Origin of the sequence: Anabaena sp. CS-542/02, assembly GCF_028331085.1 — a bacterium.
Classification (GTDB): domain Bacteria; phylum Cyanobacteriota; class Cyanobacteriia; order Cyanobacteriales; family Nostocaceae; genus Anabaenopsis; species Anabaenopsis arnoldii.
Genome location: NZ_JAQMTM010000053.1, coordinates 1 through 24,161, shown reverse-complemented (window position 1 = coordinate 24,161; position 24,161 = coordinate 1). Strand labels below are relative to the sequence as shown.

General features: G+C 42.9%; 22 protein-coding genes. 13 read left to right on the top strand and 9 right to left on the bottom strand.

Annotated elements, in window-relative coordinates:
• Positions 1–6: 6 nt before the first annotated feature.
• The 5 genes from serA to panB form a co-directional block, all read right to left on the bottom strand.
• Complete coding sequence (serA, locus tag PN447_RS05590; RefSeq protein WP_271761499.1) at positions 7–1,587, bottom strand: phosphoglycerate dehydrogenase; 1,581 nt, start codon at positions 1,585–1,587, stop codon at positions 7–9.
• A gap of 212 nt (positions 1,588–1,799) precedes the next feature.
• The gene (locus tag PN447_RS05585) at positions 1,800–2,780 is read right to left on the bottom strand and encodes a 2-dehydropantoate 2-reductase (protein ID WP_271761497.1); all 981 of its coding nucleotides are present in this window, start codon (positions 2,778–2,780) and stop codon (positions 1,800–1,802) included.
• The gene (locus PN447_RS05580) at positions 2,777–4,291 is read right to left on the bottom strand and encodes an acyl--CoA ligase (RefSeq protein ID WP_271761495.1); all 1,515 of its coding nucleotides are present in this window, start codon (positions 4,289–4,291) and stop codon (positions 2,777–2,779) included. The genes PN447_RS05585 and PN447_RS05580 overlap by 4 nt, the downstream gene beginning before the upstream one ends.
• Position 4,292: 1 nt before the next feature.
• Complete coding sequence (locus tag PN447_RS05575; protein ID WP_271761493.1) at positions 4,293–5,069, bottom strand: Uma2 family endonuclease; 777 nt, start codon at positions 5,067–5,069, stop codon at positions 4,293–4,295.
• 31 nt (positions 5,070–5,100) lie between these two features.
• Positions 5,101–5,871 (bottom strand): 3-methyl-2-oxobutanoate hydroxymethyltransferase, encoded by a 771-nt coding sequence (gene panB, locus PN447_RS05570; protein ID WP_271761492.1) that lies wholly within the window; start codon positions 5,869–5,871, stop codon positions 5,101–5,103.
• 664 nt (positions 5,872–6,535) lie between these two features.
• Between panB and PN447_RS05565 the strand changes: the two genes are divergently transcribed.
• The 3 genes from PN447_RS05565 to PN447_RS05555 all read left to right on the top strand — a co-directional run bounded on the left by PN447_RS05565 (position 6,536) and on the right by PN447_RS05555 (position 8,856).
• The gene (locus tag PN447_RS05565) at positions 6,536–7,966 is read left to right on the top strand and encodes a form I ribulose bisphosphate carboxylase large subunit (RefSeq protein ID WP_271734461.1); all 1,431 of its coding nucleotides are present in this window, start codon (positions 6,536–6,538) and stop codon (positions 7,964–7,966) included.
• A 103-nt stretch (positions 7,967–8,069) separates the two neighbouring features.
• Positions 8,070–8,468, top strand: coding sequence for a RuBisCO chaperone RbcX (gene rcbX / locus PN447_RS05560; protein WP_271761491.1), 399 nt, complete (start codon positions 8,070–8,072; stop codon positions 8,466–8,468).
• Positions 8,469–8,526: 58 nt separating this feature from the next.
• Positions 8,527–8,856 carry a ribulose bisphosphate carboxylase small subunit gene (locus PN447_RS05555; protein WP_271761490.1) on the top strand — a complete coding sequence of 110 codons (330 nt, stop codon included), beginning with the start codon at positions 8,527–8,529 and terminating at the stop codon, positions 8,854–8,856.
• Positions 8,857–9,086: 230 nt separating this feature from the next.
• Here the strand turns inward: PN447_RS05555 and mgtE are convergent, their stop codons facing one another.
• The 3 genes from mgtE to fabG all read right to left on the bottom strand — a co-directional run bounded on the left by mgtE (position 9,087) and on the right by fabG (position 11,994).
• Positions 9,087–10,454 (bottom strand): magnesium transporter, encoded by a 1,368-nt coding sequence (gene mgtE / locus PN447_RS05550; protein ID WP_271761488.1) that lies wholly within the window; start codon positions 10,452–10,454, stop codon positions 9,087–9,089.
• 301 nt (positions 10,455–10,755) lie between these two features.
• Complete coding sequence (locus PN447_RS05545; RefSeq protein ID WP_271761486.1) at positions 10,756–11,184, bottom strand: hypothetical protein; 429 nt, start codon at positions 11,182–11,184, stop codon at positions 10,756–10,758.
• Between the two features lie 114 nt (positions 11,185–11,298).
• Complete coding sequence (gene fabG / locus PN447_RS05540) at positions 11,299–11,994, bottom strand: 3-oxoacyl-ACP reductase FabG (protein WP_271734469.1); 696 nt, start codon at positions 11,992–11,994, stop codon at positions 11,299–11,301.
• Between the two features lie 214 nt (positions 11,995–12,208).
• On the opposite strand from fabG, the gene PN447_RS05535 reads away from it, so the two are divergent.
• Both PN447_RS05535 and PN447_RS05530 read left to right on the top strand, forming a co-directional pair.
• The gene (locus PN447_RS05535) at positions 12,209–14,074 is read left to right on the top strand and encodes an ABC transporter ATP-binding protein (RefSeq protein ID WP_271761484.1); all 1,866 of its coding nucleotides are present in this window, start codon (positions 12,209–12,211) and stop codon (positions 14,072–14,074) included.
• Complete coding sequence (locus tag PN447_RS05530) at positions 14,071–15,594, top strand: AbgT family transporter (RefSeq protein WP_271761482.1); 1,524 nt, start codon at positions 14,071–14,073, stop codon at positions 15,592–15,594. Before PN447_RS05535 ends, PN447_RS05530 begins: the two co-directional genes overlap by 4 nt.
• 142 nt (positions 15,595–15,736) lie before the next feature.
• Here PN447_RS05530 and yidD read toward each other — a convergent pair whose 3' ends face one another.
• Entirely contained in the window at positions 15,737–15,994 is a 258-nt protein-coding gene (gene yidD / locus PN447_RS05525; RefSeq protein WP_271734474.1) for a membrane protein insertion efficiency factor YidD, read from the bottom strand.
• Positions 15,995–16,055: 61 nt separating this feature from the next.
• Between yidD and PN447_RS05520 the strand changes: the two genes are divergently transcribed.
• From PN447_RS05520 to PN447_RS05485, 8 genes are all read left to right on the top strand, one after another.
• Positions 16,056–16,769, top strand: coding sequence for a diacylglycerol/polyprenol kinase family protein (locus PN447_RS05520; protein WP_271761480.1), 714 nt, complete (start codon positions 16,056–16,058; stop codon positions 16,767–16,769).
• A 285-nt stretch (positions 16,770–17,054) separates the two neighbouring features.
• A complete protein-coding gene (locus tag PN447_RS05515; protein WP_271761477.1) occupies positions 17,055–17,354 on the top strand; it encodes a CTB family bacteriocin in 300 nt (99 codons plus the stop codon).
• Positions 17,355–17,644: 290 nt separating this feature from the next.
• Positions 17,645–17,947: a CTB family bacteriocin gene (locus PN447_RS05510; RefSeq protein WP_271761475.1), complete on the top strand. Its 303-nt coding sequence runs from the start codon at positions 17,645–17,647 to the stop codon at positions 17,945–17,947.
• A 300-nt stretch (positions 17,948–18,247) separates the two neighbouring features.
• Positions 18,248–19,762: an HlyD family secretion protein gene (locus tag PN447_RS05505; protein WP_271761473.1), complete on the top strand. Its 1,515-nt coding sequence runs from the start codon at positions 18,248–18,250 to the stop codon at positions 19,760–19,762.
• A 132-nt stretch (positions 19,763–19,894) separates the two neighbouring features.
• Positions 19,895–22,060, top strand: coding sequence for a peptidase domain-containing ABC transporter (locus tag PN447_RS05500; RefSeq protein WP_271761471.1), 2,166 nt, complete (start codon positions 19,895–19,897; stop codon positions 22,058–22,060).
• Between the two features lie 33 nt (positions 22,061–22,093).
• Positions 22,094–22,399 carry a hypothetical protein gene (locus tag PN447_RS05495; protein ID WP_271761469.1) on the top strand — a complete coding sequence of 102 codons (306 nt, stop codon included), beginning with the start codon at positions 22,094–22,096 and terminating at the stop codon, positions 22,397–22,399.
• A gap of 339 nt (positions 22,400–22,738) precedes the next feature.
• On the top strand, positions 22,739–22,942 hold the full coding sequence (locus PN447_RS05490) for a CTB family bacteriocin (protein WP_271761467.1): 204 nt from the start codon (positions 22,739–22,741) through the stop codon (positions 22,940–22,942).
• A gap of 151 nt (positions 22,943–23,093) precedes the next feature.
• Complete coding sequence (locus PN447_RS05485) at positions 23,094–23,327, top strand: hypothetical protein (protein WP_271761465.1); 234 nt, start codon at positions 23,094–23,096, stop codon at positions 23,325–23,327.
• Positions 23,328–24,161: the final 834 nt, after the last annotated feature.

Here is a 24,161-nt window from a genome sequence, read left to right as displayed (position 1 = left end):
ACAAGTTTATAAAGTTACTGTGTATGCGTCCCGAATTCCCGGTACTTTGACAATTTCATCCAAAATGCCATCCGGCAATGGATCATCGATACTCAGAGCCATGACAGCATCACCACGGACAATTTTACGGCCTACCTGCATACTAGCAATATTGACATTAAAACTGCCCAGGAGGGAACCAAGTTTACCGATAATTCCCGGCATATCACGGTGTAAAGTAAACAGCATATATTTACTGGGGGGTACATTAATGGGGAAACCATCAACGTCGGTTAAGTGAATTTCTTTGTCCCCTAATAAAGCGCCTGTTACCGAATGAGTCCCCAAAGTACCTGTAGCTTCCAGGTGCAAAGATCCAGCGTAGTCACGAGCTGAAGCGTCCCGGGTTTCAATCACCCGAATTCCCCGCTCTTTGGCTTCTATACTCGCGTTGACGTAATTTACCCGTTCCCGCAGGGCTTGGTAAAGTAGTCCTTTCAAGGAGGCGACAACTAAAGGCTGACTCTTATTAGTTGCAAGGTCGCCTTGCAGTCGGACATTGAGTAACTCCACTCTTCCACCAGCTAGCTGTCCCACCAGTTTACCCAGGGTTTCTGCTAGCTGCATATAAGGCTTGAGTTCTTCTAGGACATCGGGACCCAATCCGGGGATATTCACTGCTGAACGCGCTGGTAGTCCTAAGAGAACGTCGCGAATTTGTTCGGCCACATCAATAGCTACATTTACTTGTGCTTCCGTTGTGGAGGCTCCTAAATGGGGGGTAAGGATGACTTCTTTACCGAGCGATCGCAAATCAGACTCAGCCAGTGGTTCTGACTCAAACACATCCAACGCAGCACCGGCAATTTGACCTTCTTTAATTGCCGCAGCTAAAGCAGCTTCATCAATGATACCACCACGAGCGCAATTAATTATTCTGGCTGTGGGTTTCATTTTTGCTAGACTTTGAGCATTAATTAAGTGGGTGGTTTCTGGTGTTTTGGGGATGTGTAGCGTGATATAGTCAGCTTGTTGCATCAGTAAATCCATATCCACTAACTGACAGCCAAGTTGTTCGGCTCGTTCTCTGGAGATAAAAGGATCGTAAGCTAAGAGTTTCATTCCCATAGCTTTAGCTACTGCTGCAACATGGGAACCGATTTTACCCAACCCGACAACACCGAGAGTTTTTTTATAAACTTCCGCCCCTACGAAAGTTTTACGATCCCACTCACCGCTTTTCACAGAAGCGTTAGCATCGGGGATGTGACGAGATAAAGATAACATCATCGCTAGGGCGTGTTCCGCAGCGGCGATGGTGTTACCTTCTGGAGAATTGACAACGACAATTCCGCGCCTGGTCGCTGTGGGAACATCGACATTATCCACCCCCACACCAGCACGACCGATGATTTTTAACTGCGTACCAGCTTCAATAATTTCTTGTGTAACCCGCGTACCAGAGCGGATCATCAGCGCATCATATTCACCAATAATTTCGATCAGTTCTGCTGGTTTGAGACCTGTTTTGACATCTACCGTAGCAACTTGGGTGAGAATGTCAATTCCAGCTTGGTCAATAGGATCGGAGACGAGAACCTTAGACATGATTACTTGATTTTTTGGCAATTTACAGGTTATGCAGCACAAGACTTTTTAGTTTAGTCTTTATCTGTGGCAATTGAGCAGCAGTTTAAAATTTAGCATTTTCATAAAACCTCGTCCTCGTAGCGTGGCGGAGGTTCCATGCACTAATAGTGACTTGTGCCACCCGAACGGTAATATAAACCATGATCATAGCTACAAAGCTAATATTTTTATCAATAATGTTGTACAGTTTTTTCTAGTAGTTTGACATTGGCATAGACTGTATCCATATAGGGTGTAGGGGTGTGAGTGAGTTGTCCCAGTTCAATCACCGCTCCCAGAATACCCTCAACTTCTGTAGGTCGCCCTGCTTGAATATCTTGCAGCATAGAGGTTTTATGAGCGCCTACCTTTTCCGCCCCATTGATCCGCTCTTCTAAACTGATACTCAATTCAATACCTAGTTTTTCAGCTATGGTTTGGGCTTCCATCATCATCTGCCTTGCCAGTGCGCGAGTCAATGGGTATTGGGCAATCTGCTCTAGGGTGGCGCGAGTTAAGGCGCTGATGGGGTTAAAAGCCAAGTTCCCCCATAATTTCACCCAGATTTCTGTCCTAATATTAGACCTGACTGGGGCTTTTAAACCAGCGCGTTTACAAATACCCGCTAGTTTTTGCACACGTTCTGTTTTGCTGTGGTCGATTTCTCCCAGGCTGAGGCGATCGCCTTCAATGTGATGAATTACTCCCGGTGATTGTAATTCTACCGCTGGATAAACTACACAACCAATTACCCGCTCTACATCAATATTGCCGGCAATGATCCCTTCTGGATCAACGGCGTGTATTTTTTGCCCTTCATATTCACCACCATGCTTATAGAAGTACCACCAAGGTATACCATTTTGGGCAGTGACTACCATGGTATCAGGATTGTAGAGGGATGATAGTTGAGGAGCGATCGCCGGTAAACTCTGCGCTTTCACTGCCAGAATGACCACATCTTGAGATCCTACCTCATTTATATCACTCGTAGCTACACAAGGATTGACTCTATAACTAGACCCATCGGCCATAATTACCTCTAGTCCCTGATTTTGAATTGCTTCTAGATGCTTTCCCCGAGCAATTAAGGTGACATCTTCCCCTGCTAGGGCTAGTTTAGCCCCTAAGTACCCACCAATAGCACCCACACCGACAATACAAATTTTCATAGGTCAGTCCCCAATTTCAGCAGTTTAGCCATATTCAACCGTTGCAGTTTCCCTGTTGCGCCACGGGGTAATGCTTCCAGGATGTGAATTTGTTTAGGAACCTTGAAATCTGCTAAAACTTGGGAACAATAGGATTTTAATTCCTGCTCACTGGTCTGACTTTTGAGCACCACCGCAGCATGAATCTCCTCACCCAGGGACTTGTGAGGGACCGCAAAAGCTAAAGCCTCAGCTACAGCAGGATGACGCAGTAATAAATCATCTATTTCCAAAGGCGAAATTTTTTCACCACCTCTGTTGATCAGTTCCTTGATTCTACCGGTCAGGTAAAGGTAGCCATCTAGGTCTAGTTTACCCTGATCCCCTGTACGGAACCAACCCTTAACAAAAGCACTGGCGTTGGCTTGGGGATTATTCTCGTAACCGTCGATAACATTGGCTCCCTTTACCACTACTTCACCCAGACTACCTTGGGGAAGGAGGTGACCATTGTCATCCATAATCCCGATTTCCACACCCAAGGGCGCATAACCCACACTTCCTGGTTTGCGGATTTTCGGCGGTAAAGGGTTGGAAGTCATCATGTGGGCTGCTTCTGTCATGCTGTAGGATTCTACCACTGGCGTATTGAGAACTGCTTCCATTTGTTCGATAATTACCGGCGGTAGAGGAGCGCTGCTAGCACGAATAAAGCGGAATCTATGAGATTTCACAATATCTTGATTGCGACTGGCTCGCGCTAAAATCATTTGATGGATGGTAGGCGCAGCAGAGTACCAAGTGGGTTTGTATTTATCCACGAATTGCCAAAATTCTAAGGCATTAAACCCTGTGGGACAGATCAATGTCCCCCCTGATGCTAAGGTGGACAGTAGACAACCCACTAATCCATGAATATGAAATAGTGGCATCAGGCATAAATTGGTGTCCTTAGCGGTGAGATTGTAGACAGTGATAATATTCTGGGCAGAAGCTATCAGATGACGGTGGCGAATGGGAACTCGTTTAGGACGGCTAGTAGTTCCACTGGTATGTAAAATAATCGCTACATCATCATCTGTAGGTAACTCAAAGCTATTAGGTTCTATTTGTGCCTGCTTAACTTCCCCATTTAATGCCAGGCTCAATGTACCATCGCTGTTAGTTATCACATTAATTAGGAGCATATCAGGATGAGCCGCCACAATCGCGGACTCTGGTGTCCCTGGTAAGCTGATCAGGGCTTGGGCTTGCAGGTCTTGGTAGTAAAAGGCAAATTCTTCCCTTTTATATTTGGGATTCAGGGGTGCTGCTGTTCCGCACAAGGTAGCAGCAAGGAAAATACAGGACATCTCAGAACCATTAGCCATAGCAATGGCGATGCGGCTTCCTTTACCTAAGCCAAAACTGTGCATCTGTGCAACTAGACTTAATACATTTGACTTCAGTTGCTCATATGTCAAAGTTAGTTGGGCTGGTGTTAATAAGGCTGGATGCTCGTCTTTTCCAGTTATAATATCTAATATATGCATACTATACTATCGCATCAGGGTCAACACCTAGCTCACGTAACTTTGCTGCTAGTATTTCAGCCCGTTGGCGTTCTTGTTCAGCCCGTTGGCGTTCTTGTTCAGCCCGTTGGCGTTCTTGTTCGGCTTGTTCACTACTCCATAACAACAAATTACCTTCTTTATCCCACCAGCGCAGCCAATTCATATTTTGGCATAGTCTCTCACCTGGCCAAACTCCCAGGAATAATTCTAATTGCTCAATCCAGTAACGACCATTGTCATCTGCCGTCATTAAGCTATATTTTTCGTTTTCTAAACACCTGACTTCTAGAATCACTTCGTAGGGGTCATAGGTGATATAAGTGGGAACTTTAAGAATATGCTCGTAAAAATATAGTTTACCGTAAGGTGGCGTTGAACGGATTGATAGTTCTCCATTTTCTGTGTCTGATAAAAATTCCATGACTACAGCCACAGGATCACCTTCTAAATGGGGGGTATAACTACGACGAATCACCCCAGAGGCTACGGGTTGGACTTGGGGAACGTACAACCAGTCAGGCGCTTTGACAACTATTTTTTTGTTGACTGTCGCTACTAGACCGAAGTTAGAAGCAATTAACATCTGGGGTTGGATGCGTTGTGTGGCTCCTAGTGCATCGGTCAGTGCCGAAGCCAGCGCCGGTTGTTGAATATTTTCCACTGGATCATCGGGTAGAATGAATTCGGCGGGAAGAGCTTCCCAAGTAATATTTAATTCTTTTTGTGTTTTTTGAGTAGGGGGAATTTGTACCAACATTTAACTACTCCTAATATTTCAGTATATCGGGTTAGGGAAACTGGCGATCGCGCACTTCCGATGCGTAATCTTTCACAGCTTTGGTTATTGTCTCTCGCAAATTTGTGTAAACTTTTGCAAAGGGTGGGTGCTTTTCTCCCAAACCTAGGACATCGGAGGTGACTAACACCTGTCCATCACAATCAACTCCCGCACCGATGCCAATAGTGGGAATGTTTAATTTTTGTGTAATCTCTCTAGCTAAATCTGCGGGTATATGCTCTAAAACTATGGAGAATACACCGGCTTGTTCTAGAGCCATGGCCTGGTGGAAAATTCTCTCCCTAGCGTCCTGAGTTTTCCCCTGTTGTCTTAGTCCCAGTTGATGTACTGATTGGGGTGTCAAACCGACATGACCCATGACTGGGATCCCCGCTTGTACCAGTCGAGCAATGGTTTCTACCATGGCGGGATAACCACCTTCTAACTTAACTGCTTGGGCTCCTGTTTCCTTCAAAATTAATCCGGCTGAGTGCATCGCCTGTGAGATGCTTTCTTGGTAAGTTAAAAATGGTAAATCAACCACCACTAAAGCCTGTTTGACACCACGACGCACAGCTTTAGCATGGTGCAGCATTTCCTCTAGGGTAATTGGTAGTGTTGTTTCGTAACCTAAAATCACCGCCAGTGAGTCCCCCACTAAGATTAAGTCTACCCCTGCTGCATCTAGAAGTTGGGCGATCGCATAATTCCAAGCTGTCAAGGCGACAATTGACCGCCCTTGTTGTTTCCATTGAATTAATTGCCCAGTAGTAATTGCCATTTTTGCGGTTATGCCTCCTCTCGTCTCCATTTCCTCCCACTTGGGTACATTTAAATTGGACTTTTGTAAATCAGTCTTAACAAAATGTTTAAAACTTTATGTAATAACAAATTTAAATAAATCAGTTAAAAACTTTGAAAGAATAACTTATCAAATTCTTGATATATTGTAAGACAACATACAAATGACGTGGTGTGCAATTTCTTTTTCTTTCGCTTATCACTCTGCTGAGTTTATGTCAAGCAAATTCTCCCGTGATCTATTCCCCCATTATGAGGGGATATATCAGGAGTCTATCCGGTGAGATATCAACCCAGTCAGCTAAAAACGCCGTTATGTGGGGTAATAGTCCTGTGACCATCCTCAGACAGCGGTGTAAAGACAAAAATTTAGCGGGGTAAGAGCAAAGAGTTAAAAGAGAATTTTTATTTACGGGATGAGGAAACAGCATGACGGGCTTGATGCACCCCAGCTTCTTGGGGAGAACATTTGTAAATAAATGTTTCGTTGCCAGAAAACCTACCCGCCAAAACCAACCTCTAACAAAAAATTTTTCCTGATTTTTCCCCCAATCAATAAGGGTAAAAAGCGGGAGTGAGAAAAAGTTGCACAGAACGTGATTTGATTAAGTAATTAATAGAGTGACTTCTTGGAAGGGGAATTTATGTCTTACGCTCAAACGAAGACCCAGAGCAAATCAGGATATCAAGCCGGGGTTAAAGATTACAGACTAACTTATTACACCCCAGATTACACACCTAAAGATACAGACCTTCTAGCCGCCTTCCGGATGACTCCCCAGCCTGGAGTTCCCCCCGAAGAAGCGGGTGCTGCTGTGGCGGCTGAGTCTTCCACCGGTACTTGGACAACTGTATGGACAGACTTGCTCACAGACCTAGATCGCTACAAAGGTCGTTGCTACGACATTGAAGCCGTTCCTGGTGAAGATAACCAGTACATCGCCTATGTTGCTTATCCTCTAGACCTATTCGAGGAAGGTTCCGTTACCAATATGTTGACCTCTATTGTAGGTAACGTATTTGGTTTTAAAGCTTTGCGGGCGCTACGTCTAGAAGACTTACGGATTCCCGTTGCTTACCTGAAAACCTTCCAAGGACCTCCTCACGGTATCCAAGTAGAACGTGACAAATTAAACAAATATGGTCGTCCTTTGTTGGGTTGTACCATTAAGCCCAAATTAGGTTTGTCTGCTAAGAACTACGGACGCGCTGTATATGAGTGCTTGCGCGGTGGTTTGGACTTCACCAAAGACGATGAAAACATCAACTCTGCACCATTCCAAAGATGGCGCGATCGCTTCTTGTTTGTAGCAGAAGCCATCCACAAAGCACAAGCAGAAACCGGCGAAATCAAAGGTCACTACCTGAACGTTACCGCCCCCACCTGTGAACAAATGTTGCAACGGGCTGAGTTCGCTAAAGAACTGAAGATGCCCATCATCATGCACGACTACCTCACCGCAGGTTTCACAGCTAACACCACCTTGGCTCATTGGTGTCGTGATAATGGCATTTTGCTGCACATTCACCGCGCTATGCACGCCGTTATCGACCGTCAAAAGAACCACGGTATCCACTTCCGTGTATTGGCCAAAACCCTACGGATGTCTGGTGGTGACCACATCCACACCGGTACAGTAGTTGGTAAGTTGGAAGGCGAACGTGGTATTACCATGGGCTTCGTTGACCTGTTACGTGAAAACTACGTTGAGCAAGACAAGTCTCGCGGTATCTACTTCACCCAAGACTGGGCTTCTATGCCTGGTGTAATGGCAGTTGCTTCTGGTGGTATCCACGTATGGCACATGCCCGCACTGGTAGAAATATTCGGCGATGACTCCGTACTCCAGTTTGGTGGTGGTACACTGGGTCACCCCTGGGGTAACGCACCTGGTGCAACCGCTAACCGCGTAGCTCTAGAAGCTTGTATCCAAGCTCGTAACGAAGGCCGCAACCTCGCTCGTGAAGGTAACGATATCATCCGCGAAGCTGCTAAGTGGAGCCCTGAGTTGGCTGTTGCTTGCGAACTGTGGAAAGAAATCAAGTTCGAGTTCGAGGCCATGGATACTGTCTGATCCTCAAGTAACCGGTAAAAAGTTAAAGAGTACAAGAAAATAATCATTCTTTCTTTTAACCTTTGACTTTTGACTTTTTACTTTTTATGGGCTGGGGTCAAGCATGAATCTAAAGCAAATTGCCAAAGACACAGCCAAAACTCTCCAAAGTTACCTGACTTATCAGGCGCTGCGGACTGTATTGGCACAGCTAGGCGAAACGAATCCTCCCTTAGCGTATTGGTTGCAAAACTTTTCATCTGGGAAAATTCAAGACGGAGAGGCATATCTTGAGCAACTGCTCCAAGAAAAGCCGGATTTGGCACTGCGGCTCATGACGGTCAGAGAACACATAGCCGCAGAAATAGCCGAATTTTTGCCAGAAATGGTTTGTACTGGCATTCAACAAGCCAATATGGAGCAACGTCGCCAGCATCTAGAACGCATAACACAAATAGATACATCTAACCCCAGTCCGCACCCAGAACAGCAGACAAGTTCAGATCCCCACAGTGAAGAGTGAACAGTGGTTCACTAATAACTGAAAAACTACTATCAATCCCAAACCATTATCAAAAGCTATGCAAACTTTACCAAAAGAGCGTCGTTACGAAACCCTTTCCTACTTACCACCTCTTACTGATGCTCAAATTGCCAAGCAAGTTCAGTACATTTTGAGTCAAGGTTACATTCCTGCTGTTGAGTTCAACGAAACTTCTGAACCCACAGAATTGTACTGGACAATGTGGAAGTTACCTTTATTCAACGCCACATCTACTCACGATGTACTTAGCGAAGTTCAATCTTGCCGTTCTCAGTATGGCAACTGCTATATTCGTGTTGTAGGTTTTGACAACATCAAGCAGTGTCAAGTTCTCAGCTTTATTGTTCACAAGCCCAGCAGATACTAAAATCTGAGAAGTTGAATTAATTTTTTCCCTTAAAGAGAGGTATAATTATCTACCTCTCTTATTTATTCAGGCACAGATGCGGTAAATTTTAGCTCAAGGCCATATCATCAACTTTCAAGACTTAGATGAGCGCCGCTACCACTACTGGAAAGGATGATTCAACGACTCAATCAGAGGAATGAACTATAGCTATTTTTTCCCGAAACAGTCAGCTGCTTTGGTCGTTCTCCTCATAACCCTAAAATCATGCGAGCTACATTTAGGTAAATTAAAACTCCCAAGACATCCACAGCTGTAGTAATAAAAGGTGCTGACATTAAAGCCGGATCTAGTCCCATCCCCCGGAATAAAAATGGCAATGCGGAACCAGAAACTGAGGCTAAAACGCAGATGGAAAATAGACTAATACCCACAGCCAGGGCTACTGAGATATTACCTTGTAATAAGTATGCCCACACTATGACTACAGTACCTAACATACCTCCCAGGAGTATGCCGGCGATCGCCTCCCGTCTAATTATATTTAAAGCTTCGTGAGAGCGGACATCCTCTGTATTCAACCCCCTAATCACCACAGTGGAAGACTGAGCGCCTACGTTCCCCCCCGTATCAATTAATAAGGGGATAAATGCAGTTAAAGCTACTACTTTTTGTAAAACATCCTCTTGGTCTCTAATTACCGCCGCCGTTGCACTATTAGTAATCAACAGAATAAATAACCATACTACCCGCTTACGGGCAACAGTAAATAAGTTAGTTTGAAAATAATTATCACCACCAGCTTCTAGACCACCCAACTTATAGATATCTTCTGTAGTTTCTTGTTCTAAAATATCCAGGACATCATCCACCGTGACAATACCGACGAGGCGCTGTTCAGCATCTACCACAGGAATGGCCACAAAATCATAGTGCTGAATTGTCCGCGCCACCTCTTCCTGGTCAGTATTTGTATTGACAAATACCACATCACGGGTCATCATGCTGCCAATAGTTTCCTCTGGTTGAGCCAAAATCAGATCCCGCAGGGAGAGAATCCCCGTCAACCGACGAGCATCATCAGTGACATAAATATAGTAAATAGTTTCCCTGACATCAGCCTGAGAACGAATCTGTGCTAACGCCTGAGTAATGGTGATATTTTCCTTGAGTGAGAGATACTCAGGAGTCATAATGCGCCCAGCGGTATTAGGCGCATAACCTAAAAGTAAAGCAGTTGCATCCCGTTCATCTGGGCTGAGTTGCTGTAATAGCCGTCGGACAACCTTGGCCGGGAGCTCATCAAACAGACGCGCCCGGTCATCAGGCGACATATTACCGACGATTTCCTGGACATCGTGACGCTTAAAGTCTTCTAGTAGTGTTTGTTGTACAGTAGGATCGAGGTATTCAAACACCTCTATGGACTCTTCCTTAGAAAGTAACCGAAAGGCGATCGCCTGGGTAGCCTCTGGTAAACCTTCAATAGATGCGGCAATATCTGCTACCTGAACGGGAACCAACAAAGCTTTAGCACCCTGAAAATTTTTCTGTTCAAGTAGGATTTGCAGCTGCTCGCGCACTAGGTCTTGTAAATCTTGTCTGGATCTGCTTTGCATTTGTGAACTAATAATAAAGGCTGTGTTCTCTCAAGCTCATTTACTTTTACTGTGACCAACTGTGACATTAGACTTTTTCCCTACTTTACAATAAGGTTTTGCGAGTTACTTATGTTACGAGTTTTTCTTCACTTATCCAGAGCAACTTTATATTTTAGTTGCTTGCAGTCTGACTGCATAGGCAGTTTCTAGGCCGCAAATAATGAAGATTTGGAGGTTGACAATTACTCCCAGATTTGTTAAGATATAATCGATAAGGAAGAACCATCGTAAATTAATAGTTCCCACTGTGGGATCACATCTAAAATCCGCTACTGGGCAAAAGTAAAATATCGATCATTTCACCGACTACCAAACCGCACAAAGCTAAGAGGCTTAAAATCCAAAATGAGTCGGTTTTGTTAAAGCCTTTCCAACGCATTTCTAAATCAGCTAAAAACGTAGTGGCTATGGGTATGAGAAACAGACTGAAGAATACCGACCAAGTTTCTACCAAAGCAACTGATAGACTTAAAAATAAAACCACAACCAAGATTCTAGAGCCGAGTGCCACTAAGTGATCCAACCAAACAGTAGTTTTTCTGACAATGGCTAAGGTGACGGCGACAACAAAAGCCCCCGTCAACCAAATAATGTGATGAGCAGCAAGATACCACCCTAAAAGGGCATAAGCTAACCAGAGTAATATCAGGGGTATGACTGGTATTCTGTGAAAAAATCCCACATGCATGATTTTATTTCCCTACCTAGTCAGAATCAAAGATTGACAACTCAATAAAACCGTTCACCTGTTGCTCAATGCTACACTTTGATATCAAGTACCTGGCTGACTCACCTTTTGGGACTAAATATCACCGTATATGGGAATTGCAGCACCACGGATATCCTGAGCAGCTTCTGAAGCCAGAAAGCAGATTAATTGAGCTAGAGATTCGGGTTTTACCCACTTGTGAGCATTTTCTGGTCCCATAGATTCGCGATTTTTAGGTGTGTCAATTACACTGGGAAGAATCACATTAGCAGTAATATTTGTACCCTTAGTTTCATCTGCGATCGCCTTTGTTAAGGCTACCACACCGGCTTTAGCCGCAGAATAGGCCGCTAATTGCGCCGCAGGTTCTACAGCAGCCCTAGAAGCTACCGTGACAATTCTACCATAGCCATGTTCCCACATACTTTTTAGGCTATACTTGCAAGTCAAGAAAGTTGTATTCAGATTTAAATCAAATTCCCGCTTCCAACTGTAAAAACTGTATTCATGAGTTTTCCCCATAGAAAACCCCCCCACCAGATGAATTAATACATCCACCCGTCCCATACGATTGATCAGATGATCTACTGAGGCTTCTTCCTCCAGATTAGCAGGGATAAAGTGAACTCTGGCGAAATCAGCAGGTGAAAGGATTCCTTTGAGACGTTCAACTTCTTTGGGGAGACGATAAGGAATAGTTACATTTGCACCCCGGGACACAACAGCTGGGGTGACTCCTAAACCTAGTCCACCAGTACCACCGGTGAGTAAAACTTGCTTACCTTTCATGAATTTTCGATGCACTCGGTGAAAGTTCAATTTTAGAATAACGCGATGTCAGCAATCTGGTGAAAATTACTGACTTTCCCACAAACAGAACACCAAACCCGAAGATGGCTCAAAGATAATCAGATTTCGGACAAATTCTTAGTTTGGGGTTATGGAGCAGGAAGTATTGCTAAAATCCAAATAAATTACCGTCAATATTTATCACCTGATTCCTATGAAAGAAACTGTCCTAGAGGTTCGCAATCTAAAAGTGGAATTTTCCAGTGATGGTAGCAGTGTCAAAGCAGTAGATAATATATCCTTTGAAATTAATCGCGGCGAGACTCTAGGTATAGTCGGTGAATCGGGTAGTGGTAAATCGGTAACATCATTGGCTGTCATGGGTTTATTGCCAACTACCGGTAAAATTAGCGGTGGTGAAGTTTGGTTTCGCCCCCAGTCCCGTAGTCAACCGATTAATTTGGTAGAATTACCTCCTGAAGAAATGCAGCTACACCGGGGTGGTGATATCGCCATGATTTTTCAAGAACCCATGAGTTCCCTCAATCCGGTTTATAATATTGGGTTTCAGATGGCAGAAGCAATTATGCAACATGAGAATGTTTCTCTAGTTGAAGCCAAACGAATTGCGATCGCTCTTTTGCAAGAAGTCAAACTTCTGCCTCATGATGAGATTATACAACAGCAGTGTCTGCAAAGCACAGGTCAACCAGACGGGCTAACCTTGGCTAGGTTAGTCAAGCAGCACAAAGAAGCTATCCTAGAGCGTTACCCCCACGAACTTTCTGGAGGTCAGCTACAACGGGTAATGATTGCCATGGCTATTTCTTGCAATCCTGTGGTATTAATTGCTGATGAACCCACTACAGCTTTAGATGTGACGGTGCAAGCTACGATTATTGAGTTGTTGGGAGAATTGCAGCAAACCCGTGATATGTCTATCATTTTCATTACCCACGATTTGGGACTAATTTCGGAAATTGCTGACAAAGTAGCAGTAATGTACCAAGGCCAAATTGTCGAATATGGTGTAGCAGCAGAAATTTTTAGCCATCCCCAACATCCATATACTAAAGGTCTGGTAGCTTGTCGCCCTAAACTTAACCACCGTCCTCACAAACTACTAACTGTTTCCGACTATATGAGCGTGGAAGAAACTCCCACAGGAACAGCAGTAATTCGCGCCAAAGAACCCCTGCATCCCCCAGAGTTCACCCTTGAGGAAATGTCTCAAAGGCGGAACAACTTTAATCATAAGTCACCTTTATTGCAAGTCCGCAACCTCCAGGTAGGTTTCCCCGTGCGGGGAGTATTTGGTGGTACAAAACGCTACCATATGGCAGTTAACAATGTTTCTTTTGATGTTAAGCCTGGGGAAACACTGGGATTGGTGGGAGAATCTGGTTGTGGTAAAACTACTCTGGGTAGAAGTTTGCTGCGATTAATTCAACCAATGGGTGGTGAAATTATCTTTGAGGGTCAAGATATTACTCACCTGAAGGGTGAAGCATTGCAGAAACTGCGCCGAGAAATGCAAATTGTCTTCCAAAATCCCTTTAGCTCCCTAGACCCCCGGATGAAAGTTGGGGATGCGGTGATGGAACCGTTGTTAATTCACTCTGTGGGGAAGACCAAGCGACAGCGCCGAGAACGTGTAGTTGAACTTTTAGAACGGGTAGGTTTAAGTGCAGATGCAATACACCGCTATCCTCATCAGTTTTCTGGTGGTCAACGCCAACGGGTTTGTATTGCGCGTTCTTTGGCTTTAAATCCTAAGTTTATTATCTGTGATGAGTCGGTTTCTTCCTTGGATGTTTCTGTACAAGCCCAAGTGTTGAATTTACTCAAAGAATTGCAGGATGAATTTCAACTTACCTATATTTTCATCTCTCATGATTTAAGTGTCGTCAAATTTATGAGCGATCGCATTTTAGTCATGAATTGTGGTCAAATTGTAGAACAGGGAACAGCCGAAAGTATTTACATGGACCCCCAGGAAGAATATACACAAAAATTAATTGCTTCCATTCCTACCGGTAGTCCTGAACGGGTACGCGCTCGCCAAGCACACAAACTATGAATCCTCAAAAAAGTCAAAAAGCTACCGGTTTAGGTGCAGCTTTAGCCTTCATCGAAGCTGTAGGAAATAAACTCCCCGACCCACTGACGATATTTTTCCTATTATCCTTAATGGTAATTCTCGCCAGTACCATCGCCGCTGCTTTTAACCTTTCTGTTGTCCACCCTGGAAACGGTGACACCATCGTCGCAGTTTCCTTACTTACCCCGGAGGGTATCCGCCGCATTTTTACCTCCGCCGTGAACAACTTCAGGGAGTTTCCTCCCCTGGGTACTGTCCTGGTGGCTATGTTGGGGGTGGGAGTTGCTGAGTATACTGGGTTTCTCTCAGCAGTAATACGCAAAATAGTATTAATTGCCCCTAGTAAATTTATCTGCCCTGCCGTAGTATTTACTGGTATTATGGGCAACGTTGCTGCTGATGCTGGTTATGTAGTACTTGTACCTCTGGGAGCCATTGTATTTTTAGCATTTCGCAGGCATCCCTTGGCTGGTTTAGCAGCGGCTTTTGCGGGTGTAGCTGGTGGGTTTAGTGCCAATTTACTCATTAGTTCCCTAGACCCGTTACTGGCTGGATTAACCCAAAGTGCCGTAGAATTAATTAACCCTAATTATCAAGTTAATGCTACTGCCAATTATTACTTTATGGCAGTTTCCACTTTCTTAATAACTCTAATTGGCTGGTTTGTTACCGAAAAAATTGTAGAGCCCAGATTGGGTAATTACACAGGGGAAGCACATTACCAAATGGAACAACTCAGCCTAGGGGAAAATAAAGGTTTACGCTGGGCTACTTATGCTTTACTAGGATTTATCGCCTTCGTTTTGGTTATGGTGCTACCACCACAAGGAATTTTACGACATCCAGAAACCTTGACAATTATTCCTTCACCTTTTCTAGATAGCATCGTGTTTATTATTGCCTTGGCTTTTCTCATTCCTGGGATTGTTTATGGTAGGATTGCCGGAACTATTGAAAATGACAAAGATATTGCTAAAGCCTTGAGTAATTCCATGAGTGCCATGGGATATTATATCGTTTTAGCATTCATCGCCGCCCAATTTATTGCCTATTTTAGTTGGAGTAATTTAGGGGCGATTATGTCGATCAATGGGGCGGAATTTCTCAAGTCTACAGGGATTACAGGGGCACCATTACTGATATTATTTATCATAATCAGTATGCTGCTGAATTTATTTGTGGGTTCAGCCTCCGCTAAGTGGGCAATTATGGCTCCTATATTTGTACCCATGTTTATGTTAATGGGTTACTCCCCAGAGTTAACGCAAGCTGCATACCGTATTGGTGATTCTACTACTAATATTGTCACCCCTTTGATGCCTTATTTTCCTTTGGTGGTGGCTTTTGGCCAGAAATACGATCAAAACCTAGGTATGGGGACGCTCATAGCTATGATGTTACCCTATGCGATCGCCTTCTTGCTGGGTTGGTCTATTCTATTAATTATCTGGTTTGTTTTGGGTTTACCCCTGGGTCCTGGGGCTTTGATAAGAATTTAATTTACACCTTGGCGACGTTAATATCAAGCAGTCAGTGCCAATTTTGCAGCATCAGGCTTTACCTTTGGGTGTAAAATTAATCGCTGCACCCTATAACGAACCCTTCATTTTAGAAGTGACGGCTGTGTTAAAATACCGGGGGTTATTTCTCGCAATCAGGTAGAGTAGAATCACAGCAATGGGTCTTAGCCTCCGGGACTGGATCATAACCACCTGGATGAAAAGGATGACAACGTAAAATCCGCCGCGTAGCCATCCACCCACCGCGCCATACCCCAAATCGCTCAATAGCTTCAATAGCATACATTGAACAAGTTGGTTGAAAGCGACAAGTAGGGGGAAATAATGGCGAAATAAACATTCTGTAACCTTTAATTAACCAAATGAATAATAATTTCATCACTATCCCCTAGATCCGATAAATTAATAATAAATCTGAAAACTTATATCTTGTAGTTTCTTTGTTATCTTCTGTTATAAACTTAACCTCTGTTCCACCTTTGTGGCTGCAAATTACCGTAGTTACAGTTTGGGTGTCACTGATCCTCCTGATTTCATGGGTGGTGCATCGCTTTGGTAAGGGTGAACCAGAAATAGTTAGGAAAATAGTTCACATTGGCACAGGTAATGTAATTTTACTAGCCTGGTGGCTAAATGTTCCCGCCAGTTTAGGGATTACAGCTTCCATTGTCGCCAGCACCATCACCTTATTATCATACAGATATCCCATTCTGCCTGGTATTAATAGCGTCGGTCGGCAAAGTTTGGGAACCTTCTTTTATGCTGTCAGTATGGGCATTTTAGTCGCCTGGTTCTGGCATATACAACAGCCCCAATACGCAGCCATCGGGATCATGGTCATGGCCTGGGGTGATGGGTTAGCAGCATTGATTGGGCAACGCTTTGGTCAACATAAGTATAAAGTTTTAGGATCCCAAAAAAGTTGGGAAGGCTCCTTGACCATGGCTACAGTGAGTTTTTTTATCAGTAGTTTAATTTTATTGAGTATTGAAGGTAACCTTTGGCAAACTTGGGTAATATCCCTGGCGATCGCTCTAGTTGCTACTAGCTTAGAAGCAATTTCATTTTTAGGCATTGATAATTTAACAGTTCCTTTAGGAAGTGCCACCCTAGCACTTATATTAACTAACACTCTGTTACACCATTCCCCATAATCAACAGATAATTCATCCCTACCTTGCTTCGCTGAAGGTAGGGACTTTCGTGTTAGGGTTAAAAACCCATTTTTTCGATAAATAGCCGCAAAAACCGAGAATATTAACCATTTATGTCCTAGGTGTGTGGCTTTACCTCGAAAAAATCGGACATTATATCTACTTTAAGGAGTAAATAGATAACATTGATTTCTATCTCCAGATTTATGAATTCGTGACAAACAGTGCTTATAGTTGAGTTCTTAGGTGCTCACACACCTATGCACATAACTGAGGCTAACAATCATGTCACATGGAATATTCGCATCAGAATTATTTGTCACTTTATCTGATGAGCAACAGCAGCTTTTAACTGGCGGTGCGGACTTTGAACTAGCCGGGAGCAACTTCTCACGAAGACGTACTAACTTACAAGGAACAAGTAAGGCCGGTCCAGATGGTAGTAATGCCAACTCTACAGGTGATGTTACGGCTATTAATACTGCGGCTCAAGACTTGTTGGGATTGGGTGCCCAAGAAGTACCTTCAGTTGACGCTTTGGGTTCTGCACCAGTGCTAAATGGTGTAAATGATAACAATGCTTAATAAGTAACCCATAAATCCGATTTGTGAGAGCGTTGCACCCACCTCAGTCGAAAATCATGTGTGGGGTTTAACAAACAGTCTCTAATAACTGAAATATTACAGAGATCACCCTGGTGAATTTCCCCAGGAAATGTGGTAGCGATGAATCAAGAAAACACCGGGGTTTCTTGTGAGCAGGGGTGGAAAGTAGGCTATTATTCCATAATTTTCTTGATTTTGGCTAAATGGCTGTTAGTTAAAATCTAGAATTTTTGGCAAAAATCAAAAATATGTAACCGAGGCTAACAATCATGACAGAGCAGATTTTATCAGAGTTGTGTGTTGCTTTATCCCATGAGCAGCAAGAACTTATAGCTGGCGGTGTTGACTTTGACCTAGCTGGGAGCAATTTCGCTAACAGACTGGCAAATTTACAAGGAGCAGTCAGATCTGGTCCGGATGGTAGCAGTGCAAACTCCACAGGTGAGTTGACAGCTACTAACACCGCAGCACAAGATTTATTGGGATTGGGTGCTGCACAAGTTCCTGACGTTGATGCTTTGGGTGCTGCACCAATTCTCAACGGCGCAGGGAATAACTCCAATAACGAATAACATCCCATCAGCTATGGTCTGTCCAGTTGAAATTCATCAGTGATCATTTGACCAGTACTTGAGATATTTGCAATTACCATCTTGAATGATTTAGGACTTACGCAACTATCAAAGACTATCAAAGAAAATTTTCTGTTTGTCGTCATTGCTATTCCTGATCATACAGGACTTTAGTCCTCTCTAGCCAGGCTATGATGTTAGTTGCGTAAGTCCTGTAATTGATGATTGCACAGGTAACTGTGTTTATGAATGTTTGCACCATTTTTTTATACATGAGAATCCCAGCCAAGGTAAAGTATAGTGAATTCGTTTCCCCAACCAGAAAACCAGTGGAATCGGTTTAATGAACCGACTCCAGAAGAACTCAGTTTAGTGCAACCTGAAGAGTTTCTTCCCCGCATCAGTCAATGGACAAATATCGGGGCCGGAGTTTTACTAAGTATATTTCTGGCGGCCACTGGTCTCACATCTATTTTTAATTACAATCTCACAGTCAAAGTTCCAGCCACTATTCGACCAGAAGGAAAACTAGGAATTGTGGAATCCGCCGTCATCGGAACAGTGCAAAAAATAGATGTGCAAGAAAATCAAATAGTCAATCAAGGAGAAGCCATAGCTTACATTGATGATTCTCGCCTGCAAAATCAAAAAAGCCAACTAGAAAACAGCATTGAGCAGAGTCAATTACAACTGCGCCAAATCGATGCTCAAATCCGTGAAATTACTACTCAGATCACAGCCCAAACAACCTTAGTTAACCGGGCTATCATCGCAGCACAAGCCGAACTCAGTGCGACTCAACGCAACTATGAAGATCAACAAATTAGAACTATAGCCGAGCTGACAGAGGCCGAAGCTACCTGGAATTTAGCGGAAATACAACGCGATCGCCTACTACAAAATAACCTATTAACAGCAACTGTACAAGAGGCCGAAATAGCTTTAAATTTAGCCAAATTGCAACGCGATCGCTTACAATCAATAGTAGAATCCGGAGCCGTTACTCGCAGTTTATATGAAGAAAAAGAACAGGCTGTCAAGTCAGCCCAGGCTAAGTTAGAACAAGCAAAAGCTAACGCCAAAGACCTAATAGAAGAAAAAGAACAAGCCTTAAAAATTGCCGAAATCAAACTCAAAAAAGCTCAAACTAATCTCAATCCCAGTAATGCTGCACTCACCGTCGCCTATGAACGGATTCAACAAGAAAAAGCCAGTGGAAAAGCGACCTTAGCCGCTTTGAACAGAGAGCGAGAAACCCTCATGCAACAGCGTCTAGAACTACAAAAACAAATGATTCGGACGCGCAAAGAACTACAACAACTACAAACTGACCTGAATCAAACTGTAATTCGAGCGCCAATTACAGGGACATTGCTACAGTTAAATCTGCGTAATCCTGGGCAGGTAGTACAACCCGGGCAAGTTATTGCTCAAATTGCTCCCCCCAATGGTCCGATGATCATTAAAGCTTTTATTCAGCCTCAAGATATCGACAAAGTACAACCCGGGCAAAAAGTGCAGATGCAGGTTTCTGCTTGCCCCTATCCAGATTATGGTACTCTTCACGGAACGGTGAGAACCGTCGCACCAGATACCCTACCAGTGGGAAATCACAGCCCCCAGCCCACTGTTCAAAATCCTAGCCAGATGGTTGCTTATCAAGCCACTATAGAAGCCCAAACTACATCTGTGGGTAGAGGCGATCGTCAGTGTCATCTCAAACCCGGTATGGAAGGTAGGGCTGATATTATTTCCCGTCAGGAAACAGTGCTTAATTTCATTCTCCGCAAAGCCAGATTAATCACTGATTTTTAGGAAAGTTTGGTGGTCTGAAATTCTCTGACGTAATTACAAAGAGTTAACCGCCGATAAATAAATCTTTAGTTACATTTCCAGCGTTAGCAAGTTTGAGATTAAGGATAAAAGTTCAATAAACAAAACTTAATTATGTTTGGTTTAATCAAACTGCAAAAAAACTATCAGTGCGTTTCACAGTTGAGCGAAGAAGACTGTGGAGCAGCCTGTCTGGCTTCTATTTGCAAACATTATGGACGGTTTTTGAGTATTAATCGCAGTCGAGAATCAGTAGGAACTGGACAACTAGGCACTACTTTGTTAGGTCTTAAACGCGGATCTGAGAATTTGGGTTTTAATGCTAGAGCAGTTAAAGCCTCCCCAGAAATTCTTGACAGAATCAAAGAAGTGCAGTTACCAGCGATTATCCATTGGCATGGTTATCACTGGGTAGTGTTATATAAGCAAGAGGGCAAAAAGTATGTGATTGCTGATCCATCTGTAGGGATTCGTTATGTTACCCGAGACGAGTTAACAGCCGCTTGGAATGGGGTGATGCTCTTACTAGAACCAGATCCAGACCGCTTTTTTGAGCAGCCCCAAGAGCAACCAATAGGCGGCTTAGGACGCTTTATTAAGCGGATATTGCCTTATCGTGGTTTGCTCACTCAGGTTTTAATGCTCAACATTGTCCTGGGTGTACTCGCTTTGGGTTCTCCGGTACTCATCCAAATCCTTACAGATGATGTTTTAGTCCGCGGAGATGTCCAGCTACTCACCGTTGTTGTGGCTGCAGTTGTAGTTATGACCTTATTCAGTAGTACCTTACAATTATTGCAATCGACAATGATTGCTCACTTTGGTCAAAGGCTACAATTGGGGCTAGTTTTAGAATTTGGGCGCAAAATACTCCAGTTACCTTTGAATTACTACGAAGCCCGCCGTAGTGGTGAAATCACCAGCCGATTAAGAGATATTAATGACATTAACCAGTTAGTATCACAGATAGTGGTTCTTTTACCTAGTAAATTTTTCATTGCAGTGATTTCTTTCTGCTTAATGCTGTTTTATAGTTGGCGGCTCACACTAGCAGTTATCCTCATCAGTGGTTTAATGACTTTATCTACCTTGCCTTTTTTACCTATCCTCCAACAAAAGACTCGCAGTCTTTTAGTCTTGGGGGCGGAAAATCAAGGGGTTTTAGTAGAAACATTTAAGGGCGCACAGGTAGTTAAAACTACAAATGCTGCTCCCCAATTTTGGGAAGAATTTCAAAGTCGTTTTGGTCGTCTGGCTAATCTGACTTTTAGTACTGTGCAATTGGGAATTATCAATACTACTATTTCTAGACTCTTTTCTAGTATTGGTGGTGTGGCTTTACTGGGGTTGGGAAGTCTTTTAGTGATTCAGGGCGAATTAAGTATTGGGCAAATGCTCGCTTTTAATGCGCTACAGGTGAATGTTCTGGGTTTAATTAATTCTTTAGTGGGCTTAGTGGATGAATATTTTCGCTCTCAAACAGCAGTTTCTCGGCTTTTAGAAGTGATTGATGCTACACATGAGGATGCGGGAAGCAGTCAAAAGCCTGTGGCCCAAATTTCTGGCGGTGCAGATATTCATTGTTCTCATGTGACATTTCACCACCCCGGTAGAGTGGACTTATTAGAAGATTTCTCTCTCAAGCTACCCGGTGGACAAGCGATCGCTTTAATTGGTAAATCTGGCTGTGGTAAGAGTACCTTGGCAAAACTGTTAGCAGGTTTATATCAGCCAAATTCCGGTAATATCCGCATTGGCTCTTTTAACCTCGATGACCTCGCTCTTGATTGTCTACGACAACAAATAGTTTATGTACCCCAAGAACCTCATTTCTGGAGTCGCTCGATTTTAGAGAATTTCCGTTTAGGAACGCCCTACATTTCCTTTGAGGAAATTGTCAAAGCTTGCGAAATTGCCGATGCTGATAGCTTTATCAGTCAACTTCCCAATAAGTATCAAACTGTCTTAGGTGAATTTGGCGCTAATCTATCTGGTGGACAAAGACAAAGATTAGCGATCGCAAGGGGAATTCTGACTAATCCACCTGTCCTCATTTTAGATGAAGCCACCGCTGGACTAGACCCAGTAAGTGAAACTAGCGTTTTAGATGCTATCTTAGCACACCGCCAAGGCAAAACTACAATTTTAATTACCCATCGCCCCAGTGTGATCAAGCGAGCCGATTGGATTGTGATGTTAGAAAAAGGTGAAGTGCAGTTACAAGGTACTCTAGAAACTTTTCTTTCACACAAAGGAGAGCATCAAAAGTTTTTATTGTGATGAAAATTAACCGTAGTATGAGCAACTATAATCATGTCTGAAAATCATATATATTTTTGGCAGTATCTCTCTGAAGAACAGCAAGAAAGCCTAGCTGGTGGTCAAGGGGAAAACATACTAGCAACTAGTAATTTTTTATTTCAAAAAACTGACATTCAAACTCAGGCAGACAATAACTTAAATTTGGGAGAAGATGAATCTGGAACCCAAAGTACAAAGTACAATTTCTCACAGATTACTATGGCATCATCTATAACCTTTAAATTACCAAGTGTTCCTTCTACTGGGAATAGCTTAAACAATCTGATCGCTCAAATTATTAGAGGATTTATCTCTTAAATAATTAGTTAAAAAATAAAATATTAATATATACTTATTGCTCTGGGTTGCCTATTTTTGCAAATGGCTAAATTTAGCTGGTAACTTTTGGCAATTATATAGTGAATACATCCTCAATTTTTCTTATTCTGAGGATATTTTTGTCGAAGTAACTATACTAATAAATCAACCATATTATTATCATAAATAAAGATAAATTCAGAAAATTTACATGAGTCTATAGAGATAAAAATTAATGATATTTTTATAACTTAAGGGACATTTAAATAAATCGATTATGCCCAATAATAAAAACATAGGTAATTACAGACCTAAACCCATTAATTGAGGTACAAAATTATGTCTAACAAAATCACCCAACCAAACCTGTTTGAAGATTTATCTGTAGAGCAACAAGAGCTTTTAGCTGGTGGACAATCTGAAGAACAAATGAACCAATTTGACACTCAATTTCCCGAAGAAGATAGCTTTGATGAACGACCCAGGAAACGTGTTCGCCGTATTCCGATCCGCTTAACTGGTATTCTTGAAGTCGTTAAATAAAGACTACATTATTACCATGATTTCTACTTCGAAAATAGTCTTGTATTACAGATATTTGACGGTACAATAGCAAACCTGATCTGTAATTTGGTAGCACCTATCATGGGTGCTACCTACCTAAAATATATCTGCGAGATTGAGGAAATAAATTATGTCGGAAAAAATAACTCAACCTGATTTATTGATGGATTTATCCCCAGATTCACAGGAAGTTATATCTGGGGGTCAACAACTACAACTGGGTGGACCCACTAGACCTGATATTACCGTCGTTGGGACTCTCATTGATTCTCGTGGTCAACGTATCCCCGTTCGCATTTTTGGCTTTGTTGCTGGACCACCAGCAGGTGGTGGTGGTGGTTCTTTTGACGGTTTCTTCCAGTAAGACTCAAAAGAGGATGTTTGGGAAACATTAAATCACCTGGAATAATACCATTTTGGATTTGGGATTTTAAACTATGGATGAGTAATCCCTTGATATACCTGGGGGCGTAAGTCTATCTGTCACTATTACCTTTAAAGTTGTTATAAGTTTCCTCTTCTCTAAAATAGAAGAGGAATATTCACAACCTTTTTTCTCATAGAAAAAAGGTTGGTAAGTGTATCTATTTTTCATATCAAGAAATGCAAATATTCCTTATATATGTGTTTGTAAATTGATATTTTGGCGCAGATAATAAAGTAAAATTAAGTCGGTAGAAATTAACCAATAGATATATTATTTGAGATTATTTTTTATAACTTGCGGATAATTTCATCACTATAAAATTGGTTTACAAATAAAAAGCAAGGTACTACACTCTCATATTTCTTGTTACGGAAGTGTGTACCACGTACAAACGAATTTGAGGGAAAATTATGTCAGTTAAAGACCTCCCATCTAAGTTGATGGATTTATCCGCAGAAGAACAACAGGATGTTTCTGGCGGCTTCGGCTTCGTCGGAGGATTAGGCTACAGACCCTGGGGTTACGGTCCTGTCCGTGGCTTCGGAGGCTTCGGAAGACGGGGTTACGGTCCTGTCCGTGGCTTCGGAGGCTTCGGAGGCTGGGGCTTCGGTCTTGGCCGTCGCTTTTTCTAAGTTGGCAAAGTCCACCAACTGGGTCATTTGCTAGTTTCAACTGTGCATGAGGAGGTAAGCAAAGACTCATACCACTTATGTGAAAAGGCTACCTCCACAAGTTTGAGGAAACGAAGACCGCGCGGTCTTGGTTTTTTAT

Coding starts and splice junctions, on each gene's coding strand:
- PN447_RS05500 (WP_271761471.1), top strand. CDS start 19,895: ATGTTTGGTTTAATCAAACTGCAAAAAAACTATCAGTGCGTTTCACAG.
- PN447_RS05565 (WP_271734461.1), top strand. CDS start 6,536: ATGTCTTACGCTCAAACGAAGACCCAGAGCAAATCAGGATATCAAGCC.
- PN447_RS05580 (WP_271761495.1), bottom strand. CDS start 4,291: ATGCATATATTAGATATTATAACTGGAAAAGACGAGCATCCAGCCTTA.
- PN447_RS05535 (WP_271761484.1), top strand. CDS start 12,209: ATGAAAGAAACTGTCCTAGAGGTTCGCAATCTAAAAGTGGAATTTTCC.
- mgtE (WP_271761488.1), bottom strand. CDS start 10,454: ATGCAAAGCAGATCCAGACAAGATTTACAAGACCTAGTGCGCGAGCAG.
- yidD (WP_271734474.1), bottom strand. CDS start 15,994: ATGAAATTATTATTCATTTGGTTAATTAAAGGTTACAGAATGTTTATT.
- PN447_RS05530 (WP_271761482.1), top strand. CDS start 14,071: ATGAATCCTCAAAAAAGTCAAAAAGCTACCGGTTTAGGTGCAGCTTTA.
- rcbX (WP_271761491.1), top strand. CDS start 8,070: ATGAATCTAAAGCAAATTGCCAAAGACACAGCCAAAACTCTCCAAAGT.
- serA (WP_271761499.1), bottom strand. CDS start 1,587: ATGTCTAAGGTTCTCGTCTCCGATCCTATTGACCAAGCTGGAATTGAC.
- PN447_RS05585 (WP_271761497.1), bottom strand. CDS start 2,780: ATGAAAATTTGTATTGTCGGTGTGGGTGCTATTGGTGGGTACTTAGGG.
- PN447_RS05515 (WP_271761477.1), top strand. CDS start 17,055: ATGTCACATGGAATATTCGCATCAGAATTATTTGTCACTTTATCTGAT.
- panB (WP_271761492.1), bottom strand. CDS start 5,871: ATGGCAATTACTACTGGGCAATTAATTCAATGGAAACAACAAGGGCGG.
- PN447_RS05495 (WP_271761469.1), top strand. CDS start 22,094: ATGTCTGAAAATCATATATATTTTTGGCAGTATCTCTCTGAAGAACAG.
- fabG (WP_271734469.1), bottom strand. CDS start 11,994: ATGAAAGGTAAGCAAGTTTTACTCACCGGTGGTACTGGTGGACTAGGT.
- PN447_RS05490 (WP_271761467.1), top strand. CDS start 22,739: ATGTCTAACAAAATCACCCAACCAAACCTGTTTGAAGATTTATCTGTA.
- PN447_RS05555 (WP_271761490.1), top strand. CDS start 8,527: ATGCAAACTTTACCAAAAGAGCGTCGTTACGAAACCCTTTCCTACTTA.
- PN447_RS05575 (WP_271761493.1), bottom strand. CDS start 5,069: ATGTTGGTACAAATTCCCCCTACTCAAAAAACACAAAAAGAATTAAAT.
- PN447_RS05510 (WP_271761475.1), top strand. CDS start 17,645: ATGACAGAGCAGATTTTATCAGAGTTGTGTGTTGCTTTATCCCATGAG.
- PN447_RS05545 (WP_271761486.1), bottom strand. CDS start 11,184: ATGCATGTGGGATTTTTTCACAGAATACCAGTCATACCCCTGATATTA.
- PN447_RS05485 (WP_271761465.1), top strand. CDS start 23,094: ATGTCGGAAAAAATAACTCAACCTGATTTATTGATGGATTTATCCCCA.